The sequence below is a fragment of the Caldicellulosiruptor changbaiensis genome (assembly GCF_003999255.1).
In the GTDB taxonomy this organism is placed as follows: Bacteria; Bacillota; Thermoanaerobacteria; order Caldicellulosiruptorales; family Caldicellulosiruptoraceae; genus Caldicellulosiruptor; species Caldicellulosiruptor changbaiensis.
In genome coordinates this window covers 2194117-2213847 of record NZ_CP034791.1, presented here as the reverse complement: position 1 = coordinate 2213847, position 19731 = coordinate 2194117, and the positions used below count along the sequence as shown (strand labels likewise).

14 protein-coding genes and 5 pseudogenes are annotated in these 19731 nt (G+C 31.7%); 14 read left to right on the top strand and 5 right to left on the bottom strand.

Annotated elements, in window-relative coordinates; genetic code table 11:
* Positions 1 to 294: 294 nt before the first annotated feature.
* Positions 295 to 408: pseudogene (locus ELD05_RS15060) on the top strand (transposase); the annotation flags it as partial.
* 44 nt (positions 409 to 452) lie between these two features.
* On the opposite strand, the gene ELD05_RS10760 reads toward ELD05_RS15060, so the two are convergent.
* Complete coding sequence (locus tag ELD05_RS10760) at positions 453 to 1040, bottom strand: VanZ family protein (protein WP_127352419.1); 588 nt, start codon at positions 1038 to 1040, stop codon at positions 453 to 455.
* A gap of 28 nt (positions 1041 to 1068) precedes the next feature.
* Positions 1069 to 1443, bottom strand: coding sequence for a hypothetical protein (locus tag ELD05_RS10755; RefSeq protein ID WP_237698987.1), 375 nt, complete (start codon positions 1441 to 1443; stop codon positions 1069 to 1071).
* Between the two features lie 972 nt (positions 1444 to 2415).
* Between ELD05_RS10755 and ELD05_RS10750 the strand changes: the two genes are divergently transcribed.
* From ELD05_RS10750 to ELD05_RS10740, 3 genes are all read left to right on the top strand, one after another.
* Positions 2416 to 3360: a transposase gene (locus ELD05_RS10750; RefSeq protein ID WP_127350942.1), complete on the top strand. Its 945-nt coding sequence runs from the start codon at positions 2416 to 2418 to the stop codon at positions 3358 to 3360.
* A 573-nt stretch (positions 3361 to 3933) separates the two neighbouring features.
* Positions 3934 to 4791: a hypothetical protein gene (locus ELD05_RS10745; RefSeq protein WP_241243474.1), complete on the top strand. Its 858-nt coding sequence runs from the start codon at positions 3934 to 3936 to the stop codon at positions 4789 to 4791.
* A 19-nt stretch (positions 4792 to 4810) separates the two neighbouring features.
* Entirely contained in the window at positions 4811 to 5398 is a 588-nt protein-coding gene (locus tag ELD05_RS10740) for a hypothetical protein (protein ID WP_127352418.1), read from the top strand.
* Between the two features lie 260 nt (positions 5399 to 5658).
* Here the strand turns inward: ELD05_RS10740 and ELD05_RS10735 are convergent.
* A pseudogene (locus ELD05_RS10735) lies at positions 5659 to 5814 on the bottom strand (transposase); the annotation flags it as partial.
* A 105-nt stretch (positions 5815 to 5919) separates the two neighbouring features.
* Between ELD05_RS10735 and ELD05_RS10730 the strand changes: the two are divergent.
* The 7 genes and pseudogenes from ELD05_RS10730 to ELD05_RS10705 all read left to right on the top strand — a co-directional run bounded on the left by ELD05_RS10730 (position 5920) and on the right by ELD05_RS10705 (position 13399).
* Positions 5920 to 7146 (top strand): annotated as a pseudogene (locus ELD05_RS10730) (IS256 family transposase).
* Between the two features lie 614 nt (positions 7147 to 7760).
* The gene (locus tag ELD05_RS14535) at positions 7761 to 7955 is read left to right on the top strand and encodes a hypothetical protein (protein ID WP_241243473.1); all 195 of its coding nucleotides are present in this window, start codon (positions 7761 to 7763) and stop codon (positions 7953 to 7955) included.
* A 21-nt stretch (positions 7956 to 7976) separates the two neighbouring features.
* Positions 7977 to 8357: an amidase domain-containing protein gene (locus tag ELD05_RS14530; RefSeq protein ID WP_307720925.1), complete on the top strand. Its 381-nt coding sequence runs from the start codon at positions 7977 to 7979 to the stop codon at positions 8355 to 8357.
* Between the two features lie 65 nt (positions 8358 to 8422).
* Positions 8423 to 9096, top strand: a pseudogene (locus tag ELD05_RS10720) (hypothetical protein).
* 685 nt (positions 9097 to 9781) lie between these two features.
* A complete protein-coding gene (locus ELD05_RS10715; protein ID WP_127350861.1) occupies positions 9782 to 11068 on the top strand; it encodes an IS110 family RNA-guided transposase in 1287 nt (428 codons plus the stop codon).
* Positions 11069 to 11816: 748 nt separating this feature from the next.
* A complete protein-coding gene (locus ELD05_RS10710) occupies positions 11817 to 12641 on the top strand; it encodes a hypothetical protein (RefSeq protein ID WP_241243697.1) in 825 nt (274 codons plus the stop codon).
* Positions 12641 to 13399, top strand: a complete 759-nt coding sequence (locus ELD05_RS10705) for a hypothetical protein (RefSeq protein ID WP_127352416.1) — start codon at positions 12641 to 12643, stop codon at positions 13397 to 13399. Before ELD05_RS10710 ends, ELD05_RS10705 begins: the two co-directional genes overlap by 1 nt.
* A 289-nt stretch (positions 13400 to 13688) precedes the next feature.
* Here the strand turns inward: ELD05_RS10705 and ELD05_RS14140 are convergent, their stop codons facing one another.
* The gene (locus ELD05_RS14140) at positions 13689 to 13964 is read right to left on the bottom strand and encodes a hypothetical protein (protein WP_039766613.1); all 276 of its coding nucleotides are present in this window, start codon (positions 13962 to 13964) and stop codon (positions 13689 to 13691) included.
* Between the two features lie 236 nt (positions 13965 to 14200).
* Between ELD05_RS14140 and ELD05_RS10695 the strand changes: the two genes are divergently transcribed.
* On the top strand, positions 14201 to 14857 hold the full coding sequence (locus ELD05_RS10695) for an ABC transporter ATP-binding protein (protein ID WP_127352414.1): 657 nt from the start codon (positions 14201 to 14203) through the stop codon (positions 14855 to 14857).
* A complete protein-coding gene (locus tag ELD05_RS10690; RefSeq protein ID WP_127352413.1) occupies positions 14850 to 15530 on the top strand; it encodes a hypothetical protein in 681 nt (226 codons plus the stop codon). Before ELD05_RS10695 ends, ELD05_RS10690 begins: the two co-directional genes overlap by 8 nt.
* A gap of 118 nt (positions 15531 to 15648) precedes the next feature.
* Here the strand turns inward: ELD05_RS10690 and ELD05_RS15055 are convergent.
* Positions 15649 to 16894, bottom strand: a pseudogene (locus tag ELD05_RS15055) (IS110 family RNA-guided transposase).
* 627 nt (positions 16895 to 17521) lie between these two features.
* On the opposite strand from ELD05_RS15055, the gene ELD05_RS10680 reads away from it, so the two are divergent.
* Positions 17522 to 18808: an IS110 family RNA-guided transposase gene (locus ELD05_RS10680; protein WP_127350861.1), complete on the top strand. Its 1287-nt coding sequence runs from the start codon at positions 17522 to 17524 to the stop codon at positions 18806 to 18808.
* Positions 18809 to 19731: the final 923 nt, after the last annotated feature.

The window sequence follows — 19731 nt, the reverse complement described above, 5'->3', positions numbered from 1 at the left end:
CTTTTTGGTTTTGGGAATTATAGATTAATTTGACTTGAAAAAAGTACTTTTAATGAGATAGCAGTATTCTTATTTGTTTTATATTTATTATATTTAAACACAATAATAACATACAAATACAAAAAAGAATAAATACATTAAAATGTAAAGTTAGAAAATCAAGTTCAAAATAAAAATAAAGATAAGAGGGGCTTTTCACAAAAAATTTGAAAAGCCCCTCTTTTAACTATTAAATATCCAAAAAGATTGTTGTCAATATTATCATTTTAACGATGAATTGATTGCTTACAAAACAAATTAGTTGCATATTTTGGTTTAACCCTCTCGGTAGTTCAATCATGGCAATTTGTTGGCACGAAGAACAAAATATCAAAAAGAGGTTCAGAAATATTGCGAAGAGTATTGTTCTGCGGTAAAAAATATATTCAAAATTTTTTAAAAACCTCTTGCTTTTAATTAGCTGGTCTTTTTTTGTTATTAAAAAAGTTTTTTATTTGGGGTATGTTGAATATCAAGATTCCTGTAAGATAACCAAGTAAATTAATTATAATGTCTAAAATATCAAATACACCCCTTTTTGTTAAAAACTGTAACAATTCAACTACTATAATACATACTAAAAAAATAAAAATTGTGATTTTTGGTTTATTTTTTATTCTAAAAGAAAGGTAAAAACCAGCTGGCAAATACAAAATGAAGTTTTCAATTATTTGAGATAAACTATAATTAATTATTTCATTTAAATTAAAGTTGATGTAATGTTCTGATCTGCTTATCCGGAAAAAGCTAAGCGAAATAACTAAAACAATATAACTGGTAAATAAAATATCTAACATGAAATAATATAATTTTCCGTTAAATATAAGATGCAAGAGAGAAAACAATAAAATAGCTACAAAAACTCTCAAAAATATAAAGCTAAATGCTTCAATTGAAAAATGTAACCAGATATCATCTAAAACATAATAACATAAAAACATTGACAAAACAAGAGAACATATAACTATAAATGCATTTTTTAAGATTTCTTTAAGTTTCATAATGGTCCCCCTGCTAAAATTTCTAATATTACTTATCGTCATATACAATACCATCAAAATCTACATTATCTTTATAAGTGGACTGGAAGTATATTTTATAAGTTCCGTCAGAAAGCTCAGTAAATGGAAGTGTATAATATGATGTATCATTTGGACTAACTTGAATTGTTTGAGCTTTATTACTTACAGCCTTGTATCCCAACCATTCTTTTTTAAGAGGAGTTAATTTCATTTCAGCATATGTCCCAGTATTCCATCGAGTTGATTTAGTTATTCTGTGATAACAATAAAAATCACCTTTTGTAATTGTAAAACTGTCAACAGATTCTTTGCCGACATCAGTAAATCCTGTTCCTTGATAAGTGTCTAATTTATTTGATAGTGCAAAGACAATGTTGGTCATTAATGGTAAGCAAAATATTGCAGTTAAAGTAAGAATAATAAGATATACTTGTTTCTTGTTATACATTGGCAATCACACACCTTTCTATTTTTAGTTATTATAAAAAATTTTTGTTGCTATTATTATATACTCTAATATTGATGAAGTCAACAATATATACCAGTAATTTAACAACAATGCTGTAAGAATGTATAAATATCTATCTAAGTATATTAAACTAAATCAATACATTGTGTAAAAAATATTATTCTGTTAGGTTATAACAGGAATTTGGAAATAAAATACAGTTTTAATGATAAACCATTTACAATTGAATTTTCAAAATTTCAAATGTGATAAACTAACAAATAATTATAGATTGCTCTATAAAAAATAATTATTTTTATCTTTCAGTTAGGAGAAAGCTAATTTATTATGTTTCAACAATAGAAATGAGTGTTAATAGCAAACGACAAAGTAGTAGAATGGTATTTAATGTAAAGATTTTAAGAAACAAAAAATATTAAATTAGTTTTTTCAGAAAAAATTAAAACAAGAAAAAACTAATAATACAAAATTAAAAGTTAAATTTGCAACTATTAATAAAATTTTCTGTACATACGGGAAAGATGCAAGAATAGTTAAAAAGTAACCTTATCTTTAACCTATTTGAGTATTTTCTGAGAAAGCCATTACAGAAGATGAAGCGGTGGCTACTTTTGATGTAGTTGTTTCAGATATTGAATATTAATAAAGGGACTTCCACAAACGATAAGTTTGATATGCTCTACTTTTAGTAAGCAATAAAGAGACAAAACTTTTGATTAAAAGGGAGCATATTTTTTTAGTAAAAGTATTTAAATTAATTTTTAAGAGGTTGTTGAATAAAAGAAATAACCATATAGAGTAAACATAGTAACAAAAGAAAAAAGCCCCCTTGTGTTATAATTTTAATTTAAGAGAAAACCACAACAAAACACAAGGGGGAAAAAGATGACTAAGAATATTAAAGCACAAAATAAGAAATTTTTAAAGCTGCTTTTTGTAATAAAAAAGGTTACTGAAGTTTTATCGAGGAAGATAAAGCAAAATAGAAGGGGACGACCGAGGAAATTTAATCTGTTTCAGATAATAGCTTGTTTGGTTTATAAAGTTAAAAAGGGGATAAAGAGTTTCAGAGAATTAGAATATCGAATAAATCAAGACACAGAGTTTAAGCAAGTAGTAGGTATAGAAGAAAGTCCGGACTATTCATATTTTGCAAAGTTGTCAAGAAAAATAGAAAAAGAATACATGCAAGATATAAAAGACATATTAATAGCTAAGATAGAACCTGATATGAGTATAGCGATAGTAGACTCTACGCCGCTGAGAAGTGCCAAAAATGATTCAGAAGCAAAAATAGGTATACATATTACAATAGGATTTTTCAGGGGATACAAATTACATCTTTTGTGTACAGGTAAAGAAGAAGTAATACCACTTTTCTGGATTTTAACAGGGGCAAATGAACATGACTCAAGACAAGAAGAGCTTTTGTATAGGGCATGGGGCTTTGGCTGTGAGATTGTATTAGCAGATGCGGGATACGATTGTAGCAGATGGTTTAATATAGCAAATGAGCTTAAAGTTAAATTTGTTGCTGGGATAAACAAAAGAAACATGAAAAATAAAAACAATGTTAGCAATAGTTTTAGAAGCAAGAACATAAGATTTTTAGAAACTGAAGAGGGTAAAAAGCTATACAAGCAGAGAACAAAGATTGAAAGACTATTTAGCAAATTAAAAGGTGAATATAATCTTGAGAATGTGAGGCTCAAGGGATTTAGAAATTATAAAAGGTATATTGATTGGATACTAATTACTTTTCTATTTGAGCAACTTCTTAGAAAGTTAGAAGGTAAGAAGTTTTCTTTCGCTTATGAATGGAATCAATAACTTTTGTTTATTTTATGTATTGTTGGTAATATTTTTTATTCAACAACCTATAATTTTTAATTTTAAAAATCGAGAAAATCGAAGAGATTTAAAGTTAATTAAAGAAATATGTATTTTTTGCTCAAAATTTAGCTAAAAATTGGCTAAAAAAAGGAAAAAACGGGATTGACAAAGAGAAAATATATAAGTTATGATTTACATAGAAATTCCAAGAAGAGATTTACAGAAGAAATAATTTAAGTATAGAATAGTCTTAAAAGAAAATAAAAGAATGAATATATAAAAAAACAAGTTGATTGAAAAAAATAAAAAGAAGATACTATTATATAAGGCACAAGATATAACAGACTGTGCTCAAGAAGGCTTATCAACAATTTGTTTGCAGTGTAGGGGAAATAGATGAGCTAAGAAATGTATGAGATGCAGATAGAGTTTTAAATAGGCAACGTATGATATTTGAAAAAACTTTAGAATAAAAAGATTAGAATTTTTTAAATCTAAGCTCTAACCTTTTATCAACCGGCTGAAAAAGGTTGAGATAAATATCAAAACAAAAAAGAGGAGGAACATTTTATGAAAAAAATTAAAAAGAATATTTGTTTTCTTTTAATTATATGCTCATTATCTATATTATTCAATGTAGTTAATACCGATACGGGTTATGGAGAAGTATACAACCAAACTAAAAATCAGAATAAAACAGAAAAGATTGACGTTTTTTCAATAACAGATATAGATACATTAGATAGTCAAAGGCTTAACATTGTCAAAGAGAAAATCCTATCTTTTGATACGGATGAATTTGTAGGTTTCATTAACAATTATATAAGACTTCATATGGACAATAAACAAAAAATAAAGGATGATTTAGAAAAAATAGGGGTATACATTGAATTTGCTAACAATGAACAAAACATATCTATCCAAAAAATAGAAGCTTATGAAATGGAGCATGAAATTGCCATAGCAAGAAGAGCAGGTTCACAACTTTATTATGTTAGTTATATGTTTAAATTTAATAAAAAAGAGACGTGCCCTGGCTCGTATGATGTTTTGGGTCTTTTTTGGGATAGTGACAGATTATCCTATGATAACTACAGTACATCTGAAACAAAATATGTGGATTTAAGAGATATCACCAACAAAAAGAAAGGCACATTGGTATTTAATGTGTTTGATAAAAATATAGAAGTTGGTAAATATTATTATGCAACTGTTGTTCTTGCTCCAAAAGTTGTTGATGGCAATTGGTATGAAGTTGGTGCCAAGTATACTCATACTTTTACAACTACACAGACAACAATTAGTTTATCTAACAAAATTGATTACGGAGGTAGCGGAGTAGTGAGTGGCTCAATTGGTTATACAGTAACAATAAATCAAATAGAGCAGATGTGGGAAAAAGCAGCTGACAATGCTTTTAAATACTAGTAAGGGGGTTATTCGTTAATTGAAAAAAACTTATTTGTGCAATATTTTAGTAATTATTTTTTTAGCATATTTAATTTTGAGTGTGATTATAGGAGGCTTTTTGTTTAGTAGAATAAACAAATTGGAAGTGTTTAAAGTCAATTATAATGCAAAAATTATTAATATATTTTTTGTCGAATATTCTCATAAACTCTCTGATGCAAGTGATATTCTGGAATATCTCATCAAAGATGAAAATATGGATTTTTCATATCTAAACGGAAGACTTGAGGCATATTTTTTAAATAATACATTGACGATGTTAATTGCAAAAGAGCCAAACATATTTGAAGATAAGGAAATAGGTAAAATAATTAACTCAAGATATGAATTAATTATCAAAATGGTTGATTTTCTAAAGAAAATTAAAACAAAAATAGTTGACCCTAAAAATAAAGAAAAAATTATTAATATTCAACCTGATATTGAAAAGACAATATTTTTATTAAATGCCTTAAACGAAGATTTGCAGTCATTCAAAAACTCAAAAACCAAAAAAGTGTATGAAGAATACGAAAAAGAACTCTTAGAATGTATAGCAAGAGTTGAGAAAAATATTTCTCAATAACTTTGATGCAGTCATAGAATTAAAGTTAAAAAATGATAATTAGGCTAAGAAGCTTTCTATCTTTCTGAATGAAGTTTTTTATAATATTTTTCAGGTTCTATGTCAAGAGTTGGGGTGGGTATTCTGAATGCCCACCTCTTTAGTTTTATCAAGAATACATTTAATGTTATATATACCTCTTATAGAAAAATGATTCTAAAAACTCAATACCACCTTAACCCACCTCCCCGGCGGGTTTTTAATTATTCTCTTTCTAACTCCTAACTATCACAACTGTATAAAATCCTTTTCCTAAACCTCTCAAAATTCCTATATCCATATGCATTCCTCTTTAATACTTTTATCTTGTTGTTAAAACCTTCTGTTACACTATTTGTATACGGAACATCAAAAGAATTAACTATCTCTGAAAACCAGAGTTAAGTCTTATATAATTGTGTAAAAAGGTGTTGAGCCATTCCCCACCCCTGGTTAGAATAGAAATAGAAACAAACCAAAAGATCTAACTGGAGGGATGAGAAATGGCTCAATATAATATTACCATAGATTCTGAGATTTTGCGTTACCTTTTTGTGCAAGGGACTAAGGATGAAAAGCTAGCTAAGTTGTTAGAATCTGTACTTAATCAAATTTTAGCAGCTCAGGCTACTGAACAAGTTAAAGCTGAACCTTATGAAAGGACAGAAGAAAGACAGGATTATCGTAATGGTTATTATTCAAGAAGCTTAATTACCAGAGTTGGAACTCTCACCTTAAAAGTACCAAGACTCCGCAATGGCAAGTTTACCACTGATCTTTTTAACCGTTACCAGAGAAGTGAGCAGGCCCTTTTGTTGGCATTAATGGAGATGGTGATCAATGGAGTATCTACCCGAAAAATCGAAGAAATCACTTATGAACTTTGTGGAACTGAATTTTCAAAATCCACAATTTCCGAGCTTTGCAAAAACCTCGATCCTATTATTACAGCGTGGAATTCAAGACCTTTAAGAGAAAATAGCTTTCCCTTTGTTATAGTTGATGCAATGGTGATAAGAGTAAGAGAAGAGGGACGTGTTCGTCAATGCAGCGTATTAATTGCTGTAGGCATAAATGAGGACGGCTATAGGGAAGTATTAGGCCTTATGATAAGACACAGTGAATCAGAAAACAGCTGGAGTGAATTCTTTTCATGGCTGAAGCACAGAGGGCTACATGGAGTTGATTTGGTAGTTTCCGATCATCACAGTGGACTTGTGCGAGCTATTTGTCGGCACTTTCAGGGAGCTACATGGCAAAGGTGCCAAACACATTTTATGAGAAATATCCTTGATAAGACTCCAAAAGTTTTACAAAAAGAATTACATGCCAAACTAAGAGCCATATTTTAAGCACCGGATTCCAAAACAGCGAGAATGCTATTAAATCAAATATTAGATGAATATAGAGATAAAGTTCCTAAAGAAATGAAGATATTAGAAGAAGGGTTTGAAGATGCAATAGCGGTTTTAGAACTTCCTGAGTCTTATCGAAGGAGACTTCGTACTACTAATATGTTAGAGCGTCTAAATGAAGAAATTCGTCGTCGTGAAAGAGTTGTAAGAATATTCCCAAGTCGAGAATCTGGCATTCGTCTAATAGGAGCATTGTTAATGGAACAAGATGAGAAAAGGGTTTCAGGGAGGAAGTATTTAGATATGGCTGAGTATTTCGAGTGGCAAAAGGAAATTTCAAAAAAATCGAAAGATAAAGTTATTTCAATAAAGTAACCTTAATCACCACCGTAAGTTTTTGATAACTGCTGAAGCCCCATGGTGTCAAGGATACGCAAAAGCCTGACGTTGTGTATCCTTGAGCCCATGGAACGGAAGTGGTACAATGAATTAAATGGTGGTGATAAAGAACGTTCATCTTCTAACAACTAACCAGGGGTATTTTACACAAAAATTTGGACTTGACCAGCATATTCTGAGCTCAAAATTTAATTGAAAATAGTCTAAAAAAAAACGGGATTGACAGTGTGAAGATATATAAGATAAAATTTGCTTAGAAATTCCAAGAAAAAGTTAACAGAAAAAATATTTTAAGAATAAAATACCGCAAATAAGAAAATAAAGAAACTGAGATATAAAAAACAAGTTAGATGAAGAAATGATAAGAAGATACTATTGTTTAAAGTAGCATAACAGATTGTGCTCAAAGAAACATGGCAACAATTTGTTTGGAGTATGGATAAAGAAATATCAATTACATAAATAAGAAGTGTAACAAGGACAGATAGGTTTAGAGGAACTGGCATATGATGTTTGAAAGAGTTTTAGAAAATGGAGATTGAAGTTAGGGAAATAAGCAACAGCCTTTCATCAGCCGGCTGAGAAGGGTTGTGATAAACATCAAAACAAGAAGTGAGATCAAGAAAATGGTAATTACTAAAAAAGTTACTACATATGTTACCATAAGTTTGATATTAACTATATTTTTGAGTTTTTTTGATTGTGTTAAAGTAAATGCATATTACTCCTCTGGCGGAGCTGTAAATTATGCAGATACATGGGCATTAAGCAGAAATCCTGATTAACCTAATTTTAGCAAATATTATATAAATTTTGTTTCTCAGGCATTACATGAAGGTGGACTTATCCCATTTGATAAACAACGAGGTTGGTATTGTGAAAAAGTACTTTGGTGGTGGAATTGGGGACAGGCTTGGAGTGTTGCCGATAGTCTAAGATATTGGTTGCTTAGTGCAAATAATGCTATGTATATTGGGAGATGGGATTATAGTTCTCAGTCAGACTTTAACTTTTCCCTAAAACCAGGAGATGTATTATTTTATGATTGGGATTCTGATGGAACATATGATCATTCTGCTATTGTAGTGGTTTATGCCAAAGACCCTGATTCTCGGATAAACGGTGTTTTGCAAGATCAACACACAACAGATAGAAAAATGGGCAATATGGCACTTAAAGCCATATAATCTTAATCCTCTGTCTACAATCATAATTGCTGTTAGACCACAATAAGATGGGGAGGTCAAATTTTATGAAAAAAAGAAAATTATTTGTATTAGGTTTATTGGTACTTATTACAATAGTTGCAACTATAATTGGTTATAATGCAGAAAGTATTCAGCAATTGAATAATGAGGAGGAAATAAAAGGAGTGGTGAAGAGTGCACTAAATATTTATAGTAAAAAAGTGTGTATCCATCAGAGTATACAAAATCACCAGATATTAAAATTCCTTCACAGCTTATAGACAGAAAGATAAATGAAGTTACCCAGGAATGTGAGAAATATTACAGTGCAAAGTCAGGGATTTTAGCAAATAAAATAAAGGTTTTTCAAACGGCTGTTTTAGGAGAAGCTTATTCACCCTCAGATATAAGGACTGTTGAATGGAAAATAAATGATATAAAATTTTTAGAAACAAGGATTGAAGGTGATACAGCAACAGTCATAGCAGATGTATATTGCGAAAACAAAATGGTTGCGTTGATTCCAATTGATAATAAAGTAAATGGAAGCATAAAGCCTGAAGAAATGACAATAGAATATCAGAAAAGGCTGTATGAAGAAACGCAAAAACTTCCCAAAAAATTGGTGACATATAATCCAAAAGGTGTAATAAGATATTATTTTAACTTATCAAAAGAAAACGGAAAATGGAAAATTACTTCAGAAAACTTCAGTTATCTACCAGGTTATGAGCCTTAATTTTATTTAAACTTCCATTTTGTTGTAGAAAAAGTTTCTATTTAATGTATGTTATAAGTTTGTGTTAAAATTCAGGCTTCCTTTGGTGATAAAAAGAAAAAAGAAATGATTAAAAAGTTTCTATTAATCTGGCTCTTTGTCAAAAGAGAGGTTGATATTTAGAATGCCTACCCCAACTTTTGACAAAGAGCCTATTTGTTATGGAGCCTATTTTTTTTAGCTGTTCAATATCTAATAAAAATTTAAGAAAATTGAAGAAATATAAAGAAATTTTAAAGAAAGCTTAGTTTTAGCTAAAAAATTAAAGAAATATAGTCTAAAAAAAAAAAAAAAAAAACGGGATTGACAGGTGAAGACATAAATAATAAAATATATGCAGAAATTTACAAGAATAAATCTACATTAAAGGTATAGAAAGTACAAAATATCTTTAATAAAGAAATCAGAGAAATAATCACACTAAAAATAATATTGGTGGAAAAATTGGATTCAGTGTTATTGTTGGCATCAACCTTTCATGGGTACCTATGAAGGGATGCGAATAGAAAAATTAGCATTCCTGTAATGAACGAAAATGAGTGAAAATGAAGAGAAAAGAGATTTGAAAAGATAAGGTACCTCCTGATAAAATTAATAAAGTAAGTTGTACAACTTACGAAAAAACACAACAAAGGAGGTACCCTCTTTGAAGTATACACAAAATGAAAAGATATTACAAGTCACAGAAAGAACTTTAGTTGTAGGAGTAGATATAGCAAAGGAAAGGCATGTTGGTAGAGCATTTGACTTCAGAGGAGTGGAGCTTGGTAAGAGAATAGAATTTGAGAATAGGAAAGAAGGTATGGAAAAATTTCTGGATTGGGCAAATAAGATAATGAAAGCAAATGGCAAGGAGAGTATGATAGTTGGGATAGAACCTACAGGGCATTACTGGCTGTGCTTTGAGCAGTACTTAAGAGAGAATGGCATAAAAGTGGTATTAGTGAATCCTTTTCACGTGAAGAGGAGCAAGGAGCTTGATGATAACACGCAAACTAAGAGTGATATAAAGGATCCGAAGACGATAGCAATGCTTGTGAAGGATGGAAGATACACAGAACCAAATATACCCGAGGGTATATATGCTGAGATGAGAGTAGCGATGAACATATATGAAAGGCTTCAAAAACAGCTGAATGTTTTAAAAAATCAAATAATCAATTGGCTTGATATATATTTTCCAGAGTTTTTAGGAGTATTTTCTGATTGGGAAGGCAAGACAGCAATAGCGACGCTGAGAGAAATGCCATTGCCTTGTGATGTAGTAGGGAAGGAAGTAGAAGGGATTATAGAGTACTGGCGTGACAAAGTAGATAAGCGAGCGATTAGTCGCAGGAGGGCGATGGATTTAACAGAAGCTGCCAAAAGAAGTATAGGTAAAAAAGAAGGTAGAAAGCTGGCAAGACAAGAGATAAAATATTTGCTTGAAGAATATGAGCTTTTAAACAAGCAAGTAGAAGAGATAGAAGCCGAGATGGCAGAGCTTTTGAAAGAGGTGCCGAATGGCGATAAGCTTCTTGAAATAAAAGGTGTTGGAGTGAAGACAGCAGTTGGATTTATTTCAGAGGTTGGAGATATAAAGAGGTATGAGGATTCGAAGCAGATACAGAAATTAGCGGGACTCAATATAGTTGAGAATAGTTCTGGCAAGTACAAGGGTCAGACGTGTATAAGTAAAAGAGGGCGAGGAAGGCTCAGAAGTAGCTTGTTCAAGGCCATGATTACAATAGTAGCAAAGAATGAAGAATTTAAGCAGCTGCACAGGTATTACACCACGCGAGAGAACAATCCCTTGAAGAAGAAGCAATCATTAATAGCACTGTGTTGTAAATTGATAAGGGTGTTTTATGCGATTTTGAAAAAAGGCGTAAAGTATGATGGGAACAAGATGTTGAGCGATATAAAGAGAGAGGCTTTAGCAAGGACAGCGTGAAGTGAAGCGAAGTGAGAAAAATTGCTTGAACATTCTTAGTTTAAAGCAGGAGAAATAGTTTGAGTGATTCACATCTTGAGGGGGTAAAGAAATTCTTAGCTTTGCGAGGAGATTAAGTCATGTCGAGTAGCAAAGCGCCCCTTTTAATAATAGTTCACATCTTAGAAAATGTATTGATGGTTAAGAAATGAAGGAGAAAGGATTAAATGATTTTTTATAGAAAGTAGATTGAAAAATGTGAGCGGGTGGTCAGAGTACATCCTCCATACGGGCGAAGACCCTGCATACGAGCATAACTGACGTCCACGCCATGGTAGATGGGACGAGGGAATTGAGGGCAAGTGAGAAAAGACCCTGAGAGACATGAGAGGGTAAACACCATGGTTGTTGTGGATAGATACCCGCCGTAATATGGTAGAGCAACAAGATAAATACAATAGAGAGGCTGAGTCTAAGCTGGGTATGGTAGAATAAAGCAATAATAACAATATCAAGAACAAAATTATTTGTTTAGATAGCGAATTTTAAAGAAATCGCGAGATATTTTGAGAAAATCAAAGGTATATTGAGAGAGTGGAATCTATATCAACTTATGGGCTCAAAATGACGCTGTAGATGTTGTGTCTGTCCAAGCAAGTGGTTGGTATGACTTGCGCTAAGTTTAATAAAGCTAATTTGTAGGGTTATAGCATTTATTGCTATAGCCCTACATTATCAAATGTTTGGGAGTGATTGTAATTTGATTAATGTGTTAAAATATGAATTGAAGAGGTTATTTAGTAGAAAGGAATTTTTTATTGTAATGGTAATTGCTTTTTTTTACATAAGTGTCGATTTTATTTATCATTCAGTAATGTTAATCAATTCACCTCTTTTTGAACTACCATCTGCATATCAGATGTGGTTGTTGTACAATAAAGTTCGTGGACAATGGGGGCAACTATTTGCTTATTTCTTAATTCCGTTATTTGCAACTATACCGTATTCAGATTCATATTTAGAGGATAAAAGGGCAGGAGTTATAAATTTTATTATTACGCGTTGTGATAAAAGAGTGTATCTTTTTTGTAAGGGAATAGTTGTCTTTTTCTCTGGTTTTATTGTAGTTTTTGTACCTTTGCTTTTTGATGAATTATTATGCTTTTGTCTATTGCCAGTTTATTCTCCATCGGAAAACGTATTTAACCATCCAACATATAATGCTTATCAATTTTTAAGTACAGTACAACTTTCAAAATTACATTCGATAAATCCTTATTTACATAATTTATTTTATATGCTTTTAAATGGCGTTTGCGCTGGTATCATTGCTTTGGTTTCATATTCTATATCCTTCTTTAGAAAAATGAACAGATATTTGGTGGTTATTTTAGCTTTTTTATTCTATCTGCTGGAAAATTTTATTGGAAAATTAATTAGTTCGTCAACTACATTTTCAATAGCTGATTATTTAATTATTCTTCCATTTTCTTCTGAAATTACAAATTACCAATATTTCCTAATCTTTATGATTATGTTGTTCTTTATAAGTCTTATTATTATAAACTTTAAATGTAGTAAGGATGAAGTATAATGAAATTTAGGCGAATTTTCTATTTAAACTTAGCAAGAAAATTTATAGCTTATTTTGCAACTTTATTTGTGGAATTAGTACTTTCGATTTCTTTGTTTAAATTTTTGAATAAGAATAAAGCATGGACGATTGATTTAATTCTAAGTCAAATATTTAAAGCAAACGTAATTACGTTTTTTTATGTACCCATATATCTTCTTTTGGTCAGTTCGCAAATACATATGGATAATTGCCTGATTATTCTGAAATATACTTATGTTGAGGATTGGTGGAAGGAAAAAATAAAAATTTTACTAAAAGATACCTTAATCTATTTATTATCTATATACACTATACCTTTGATAGTAACTGTTATGTTGAGTTCAAAGTATTTAAAAGCTTTAAGCTACAAGGAGTTTATATTCATTTTAGAGTTTCTATTTATTGTGCTTCTTTTGTTAGTTGTATATGGAACAGTATATCTTATTGTATTGGCTATTATTAAAAGAGCTATTACGGCGTATATAGTTGGCATATTAGTGCCTTTCATAGATTTTGTCTTTATATATATATTTAAAACAGTGAATTTTTCTGGTATTACCTTAGGTATGTTAATAAATTTTCTGATGAGCTATAGTTTATCGCTAAAAAAGCATCTTTTTTTATTTGGAATATACCTTAGTTATTTTTTGCTGCTTTTTACCTTCTTGAACATTATTATGACAAATACATTGAAAAAAATAGATATTTACAGAGGTGATAAGAAATCAGAAAACTGATAAATAGTATTGTCAGTTCCTTAGTTATCTCTTTGTTAATTGATTTATATTGGCTGATGTCTTTGAAATTTTATAGTAATACTTCTGTTGAGATTTTTTTGATTTTGAGTTTCAATTATTTACCTTTTCCGGGTAAAGTAACTTCTTTTATATATCCTTTAATATATGCTTTGCCCAGATTATATCTTATGGCTACCTTAGGAAATGTTTTTTCTCATGATTTTAAAAGATGTGCAGTTTACATTTTTACAAGAAAAGATAGTAGGCTTTCATGGTATTTTAGTAAGCTTTATTTTATATCTTTACACATTTTATCTTTTCTGATTACATTTGTAATAACCACAACACTATTTGCCTTGGCAAATAAATTTAGGGTGGACTCTTTTATAAAAGGTCTATTGTGTTGTGCAATAATAGTTCTGCTAAATTTTATTTCTATAATGTTGTTTACTATAGTTGCAAATATATTATCATTATATATAAGTTCAAGAATATCCTTTTTGTTTACTATAACAGTTTGGCTAATATTTTTTGTTCCATCTTTTATATCTTTAAGTGATTTCAATTATCTTTTAATAAAATTCAGTCCTGTTCTACAAGCTGTTTTAAGTTGGCATAGTGATAGATTTATTGTAGATATAACTGGAATTTATGGAATAGATAGCATAAATGGTTTTAGCATATGGTGGTCAATGTTTATACTTGCTATTTATTTTTCGATTGTAGTGATAATAGGAATAAAAGTAGTTAAAAATATTGAAATATTCGAGAGAGATTGACAGGAAAGAGGTGATTTTAAATATGAAAGCAATAGAAATTAGAAATTTAACAAAGATAATCAAAGGAAAAGTTATTTTAGATAATGTTAATCTTGAACTTGAAGAGGGAAAGATTTATGGATTTTATGGTAGGAATGGTTCTGGCAAAACTATGTTATTTAGAGCTATATGTGGATTAATAAAACCAACATTTGGAGAAGTTATTGTTTTTGGAAAGAGGATAGGGAGAGATATTTCTTTTCCTGAGAGTGTAGGGGTAATTATAGAAAATGTTGACTTGTGGGATAATTTAACAGGTTTTCAAAATCTCAAATTATTGGCTTCTATAAAAAATGTAATTACTGATGATGAGATCAAGAGTGCAATAAAAAGGGTTGGGCTTGATCCAGAAGATAGAAGACCGTATAAGAAATATTCGCTTGGTATGAAACAAAGATTGAAAATTGCACAAGCTATAATGGAAAAACCTAAATTGATTGTTCTTGACGAGCCAACAAATTCTCTTGATGAAGATGGTGTTAAACTTGTAAGACAAATTTTATTGGAGGAAAAGGGGAAAGGAGCAACAATTTTATTAGCAAGTCATATAAAGGAAGATATAAATTTGCTATGTGATTATAAGTTCAGGGTAGATTCAGGGAAAGTTTACTATTCGGAGGATGAAAACAAAGATGAATAAAAAGTGGTTTGTGGTGATATTTATTATTTTAGCCTTAGATATAGTTGTAAGTTTTTTAGTAAAAAAATCATTTATTAATATTGAGACACAAACTATCAGTGAAAATATAAAAGACCAATGCGTTTTTTTAAATGGTGGTAGTTTTAAGGGATGGAATAATGAAAAATTTTCGTTAGAAAAGATTATTAAAGATTCTGATGTAATTGTAAAGGGTACTGCACTGAGCGATAGAATTTATGTAAAAGGTTCAGTACTGACAGCTTTCAATGTTATCAAGACTTACAAAGGGGATATAAAAAATTCAAAAATTTACATATTTGAGCCAAGTTATTTTAATTTAGGTAAATACAACAATTATTTTGCATACTATGGCTATAATCTTATGAAACCAGGCCACAAATATATTCTTTTTTTGAAGAAATGGAAGTATACAAATTTTGTTAGATATAATCCATATTATAGAGGCAAAGAGATTTATATCTTTACTCATAATTCTGCTATTGATAAATTTGAAATTAATAAATCAAATATTACAAAAGTGATTAACTTTGAAGATGATATTATTAGATATGGTCAAGTGAAAGATTATGAGGTTTTTGTATATAACAAAAATGAATTAACTGAATACTATCAGCTAAAAGACAAACGGTATAATGTCAAGGGGGTTTTTTAAAAAATTTTTTTAGATAATTAGGGCAAAAAAGACAATAAAATACCGAGCCGCTCAGCATGGAAAAATTTAACTGGCAGCTTGTTTGGGAAAGATTATTAAATTAAAAAATTGGGACTAACTAAGTATTGTAAACATCACCTCTTTCTTGATATATTTGACCTTTGCTGAGCATGGCAAAGATCAAAGGAATTAAGCGTCTTGCGGTTAGGACGAGGGCACGTTTATGCTGATGCTTGGTAACCTCTGAGAACTTCTTGTTGTAGAAGGCTTTGTAGCGTACTGTGTGCACCCTTACACAGTTAGCAGCTTCAACAAGATAGTATCTCAGGTATTGGTTACCACACTTAGCTAATGAGACATCTTGGGCATTGAAGTTGCCTGATTGGTACTGAGTCCAAACAAGGCCAGAATACTTTGCCAAAGCAGCTTCATTTTTGAAGCGCTTGATATCACCGATTTCAGCGATGATGCCGGCTGCAAGAACATCTCCTATGCCAGGGACGGTTGTTAATGTTTGAGAGAAAGCTTTAAGAAGTTTTGAGATTTCTTTGTCGAGTTTTTTAAGTTGTTCTTGCATAAATCTAATGTTTTCAAGGGTCATAGACAAAGCTAAGTCATTTGCCTCAGCCAACAGAGGATGTAATCTGTATGAACGCTTGAGCCTCGGTTTTAAGTATTTCAGCGATTTTATTGACATCTGAGAGTCTATTGTTGCCGTTATCGGATACGAATTTAATTAAGTCTTCTAAAGGCATAGAAGCGATATCATCAGGTGTAAAGTTTTCGATGATAGCACAAGAAGCTTTACCGAAGATATCTGAAAATGGACAGTCTTGAGAATAAGTAGAGAATTTAAGGTATATGAGATTGAGAGCTCTGTTTTTTTCGCGAGTTAGATTGTGAACAAGATGATAGCGCATTCTGGTAAGGCGTTGTAGTGCAGCATATTTAAAATCAGGCAAAGGTGTTGGGTTGAGTTTGCTGAACCTGACACATTCAGCGATGATAATTGCATCGATGCTATCTGTTTTAGGCAAGAAAGTGTAGATTTTTTTGAAGCCTTTGACTATGCTTGGGTTGAGAACATAAAAAGTTGGTTTATATGGCAGCAGTTCAGATGAAGAAGCAAGATACAAGTGCAGATGCCAAGCGTAATGTGAAGTTGCTTCCATGCCAAACTTAATACAGGATAGATTATACTGGCTGAGGCAGTCAATAACTCTTTTGATTAATTCGTTAGCGCCTTCTTGATCATTAGGCAAGGAAAAAGGTTTTTTAATCAAGTGATTACCGGCATCATCGATGAAGAAGATAGAATTTGACTGACTACTGATATCAATGCCCACGATTAAAGTATTTGGCAATTTGAAGACCTCCTTTTTGCAAGTAGTGGTAAGAAAAAGTGTTAAGCCCTTTATCCTTGGGGATTACATGTAATGCAGCCTCGCCGATATTAGAGCTACGGAGCAGTTTACAGGGTGCACACATCTGATATGCTCAAATCAGATGTGGTAACCTGACCGTGCACAGCAAACGAGTAAACATTACTCATGTAATCCTTTGGGGTTCAGTCTTTCGCAAGCTGTGGCGTGCAGATGTCAAAGCACGTCCAGCAGGAGGTGTTCAAAATATATCCAAATAAACTAAATCAGGCTTAAACTTTTTCTGATTTTAGTTTACCAAAGATAAAGGGCAAATTTAAACTGTAGCAGTCAATTTTAATATTCAATTTTTGAGAAATGAGTGTTTTAAGAAAGGTGCATTATCAAAATGAATTTCCAGTAATCAATTGGTACTGATAATTAAATGTACCAATTGAGATATGAAGTTTTAAGTGATTTGATAATCATATTATACGAGCATTCCTGTAATGAACGAAAATGAGTGAAAATGAAGAGAAAAGAGATTTGAAAAGATAAGGTACCTCCTGATAAAATTAATAAAGTAAGTTGTACAACTTACGAAAAAACACAACAAAGGAGGTACCCTCTTTGAAGTATACACAAAATGAAAAGATATTACAAGTCACAGAAAGAACTTTAGTTGTAGGAGTAGATATAGCAAAGGAAAGGCATGTTGGTAGAGCATTTGACTTCAGAGGAGTGGAGCTTGGTAAGAGAATAGAATTTGAGAATAGGAAAGAAGGTATGGAAAAATTTCTGGATTGGGCAAATAAGATAATGAAAGCAAATGGCAAGGAGAGTATGATAGTTGGGATAGAACCTACAGGGCATTACTGGCTGTGCTTTGAGCAGTACTTAAGAGAGAATGGCATAAAAGTGGTATTAGTGAATCCTTTTCACGTGAAGAGGAGCAAGGAGCTTGATGATAACACGCAAACTAAGAGTGATATAAAGGATCCGAAGACGATAGCAATGCTTGTGAAGGATGGAAGATACACAGAACCAAATATACCCGAGGGTATATATGCTGAGATGAGAGTAGCGATGAACATATATGAAAGGCTTCAAAAACAGCTGAATGTTTTAAAAAATCAAATAATCAATTGGCTTGATATATATTTTCCAGAGTTTTTAGGAGTATTTTCTGATTGGGAAGGCAAGACAGCAATAGCGACGCTGAGAGAAATGCCATTGCCTTGTGATGTAGTAGGGAAGGAAGTAGAAGGGATTATAGAGTACTGGCGTGACAAAGTAGATAAGCGAGCGATTAGTCGCAGGAGGGCGATGGATTTAACAGAAGCTGCCAAAAGAAGTATAGGTAAAAAAGAAGGTAGAAAGCTGGCAAGACAAGAGATAAAATATTTGCTTGAAGAATATGAGCTTTTAAACAAGCAAGTAGAAGAGATAGAAGCCGAGATGGCAGAGCTTTTGAAAGAGGTGCCGAATGGCGATAAGCTTCTTGAAATAAAAGGTGTTGGAGTGAAGACAGCAGTTGGATTTATTTCAGAGGTTGGAGATATAAAGAGGTATGAGGATTCGAAGCAGATACAGAAATTAGCGGGACTCAATATAGTTGAGAATAGTTCTGGCAAGTACAAGGGTCAGACGTGTATAAGTAAAAGAGGGCGAGGAAGGCTCAGAAGTAGCTTGTTCAAGGCCATGATTACAATAGTAGCAAAGAATGAAGAATTTAAGCAGCTGCACAGGTATTACACCACGCGAGAGAACAATCCCTTGAAGAAGAAGCAATCATTAATAGCACTGTGTTGTAAATTGATAAGGGTGTTTTATGCGATTTTGAAAAAAGGCGTAAAGTATGATGGGAACAAGATGTTGAGCGATATAAAGAGAGAGGCTTTAGCAAGGACAGCGTGAAGTGAAGCGAAGTGAGAAAAATTGCTTGAACATTCTTAGTTTAAAGCAGGAGAAATAGTTTGAGTGATTCACATCTTGAGGGGGTAAAGAAATTCTTAGCTTTGCGAGGAGATTAAGTCATGTCGAGTAGCAAAGCGCCCCTTTTAATAATAGTTCACATCTTAGAAAATGTATTGATGGTTAAGAAATGAAGGAGAAAGGATTAAATGATTTTTTATAGAAAGTAGATTGAAAAATGTGAGCGGGTGGTCAGAGTACATCCTCCATACGGGCGAAGACCCTGCATACGAGCATAACTGACGTCCACGCCATGGTAGATGGGACGAGGGAATTGAGGGCAAGTGAGAAAAGACCCTGAGAGACATGAGAGGGTAAACACCATGGTTGTTGTGGATAGATACCCGCCGTAATATGGTAGAGCAACAAGATAAATACAAGAGAGAGGCTGAGTCTAAGCTAGGTATGGTAGAATAAAGCAATAATAACAATATCAAGAACAAAATTATTTGTTTCGATAGCGAATTTTAAAGAAATCGCGAGATATTTTGAGAAAATCAAAGGTATATTGAGAGAGAAGGTGTTGAATTGGATTTCTCAAAATTGATCGGTGCTTGGTGAAGACATATTTACCGCCTATTTCTTACAAAGCAAAGAATAAAAGGTATCAGCTTTTTTAAATATATCCTCTCTCTCAATGTATCTTTGATTTTCTCAAAATATCTCGCGATTTCTTTAAATTTCGCTATCTAAACAAATAATTTTGTTCTTGATATTGTTATTATTGTTTTATTTCACCATGTCCGGCTTAGACTCAGCCTCTATATTGTATTTATATTGTTATTCTACCATATTGCGGCGGGTTTCTAGCCACTAAAACCATGGTGTTTACCCTCTCATGTCTCTCAGGGTCTTTTCTCACTTGC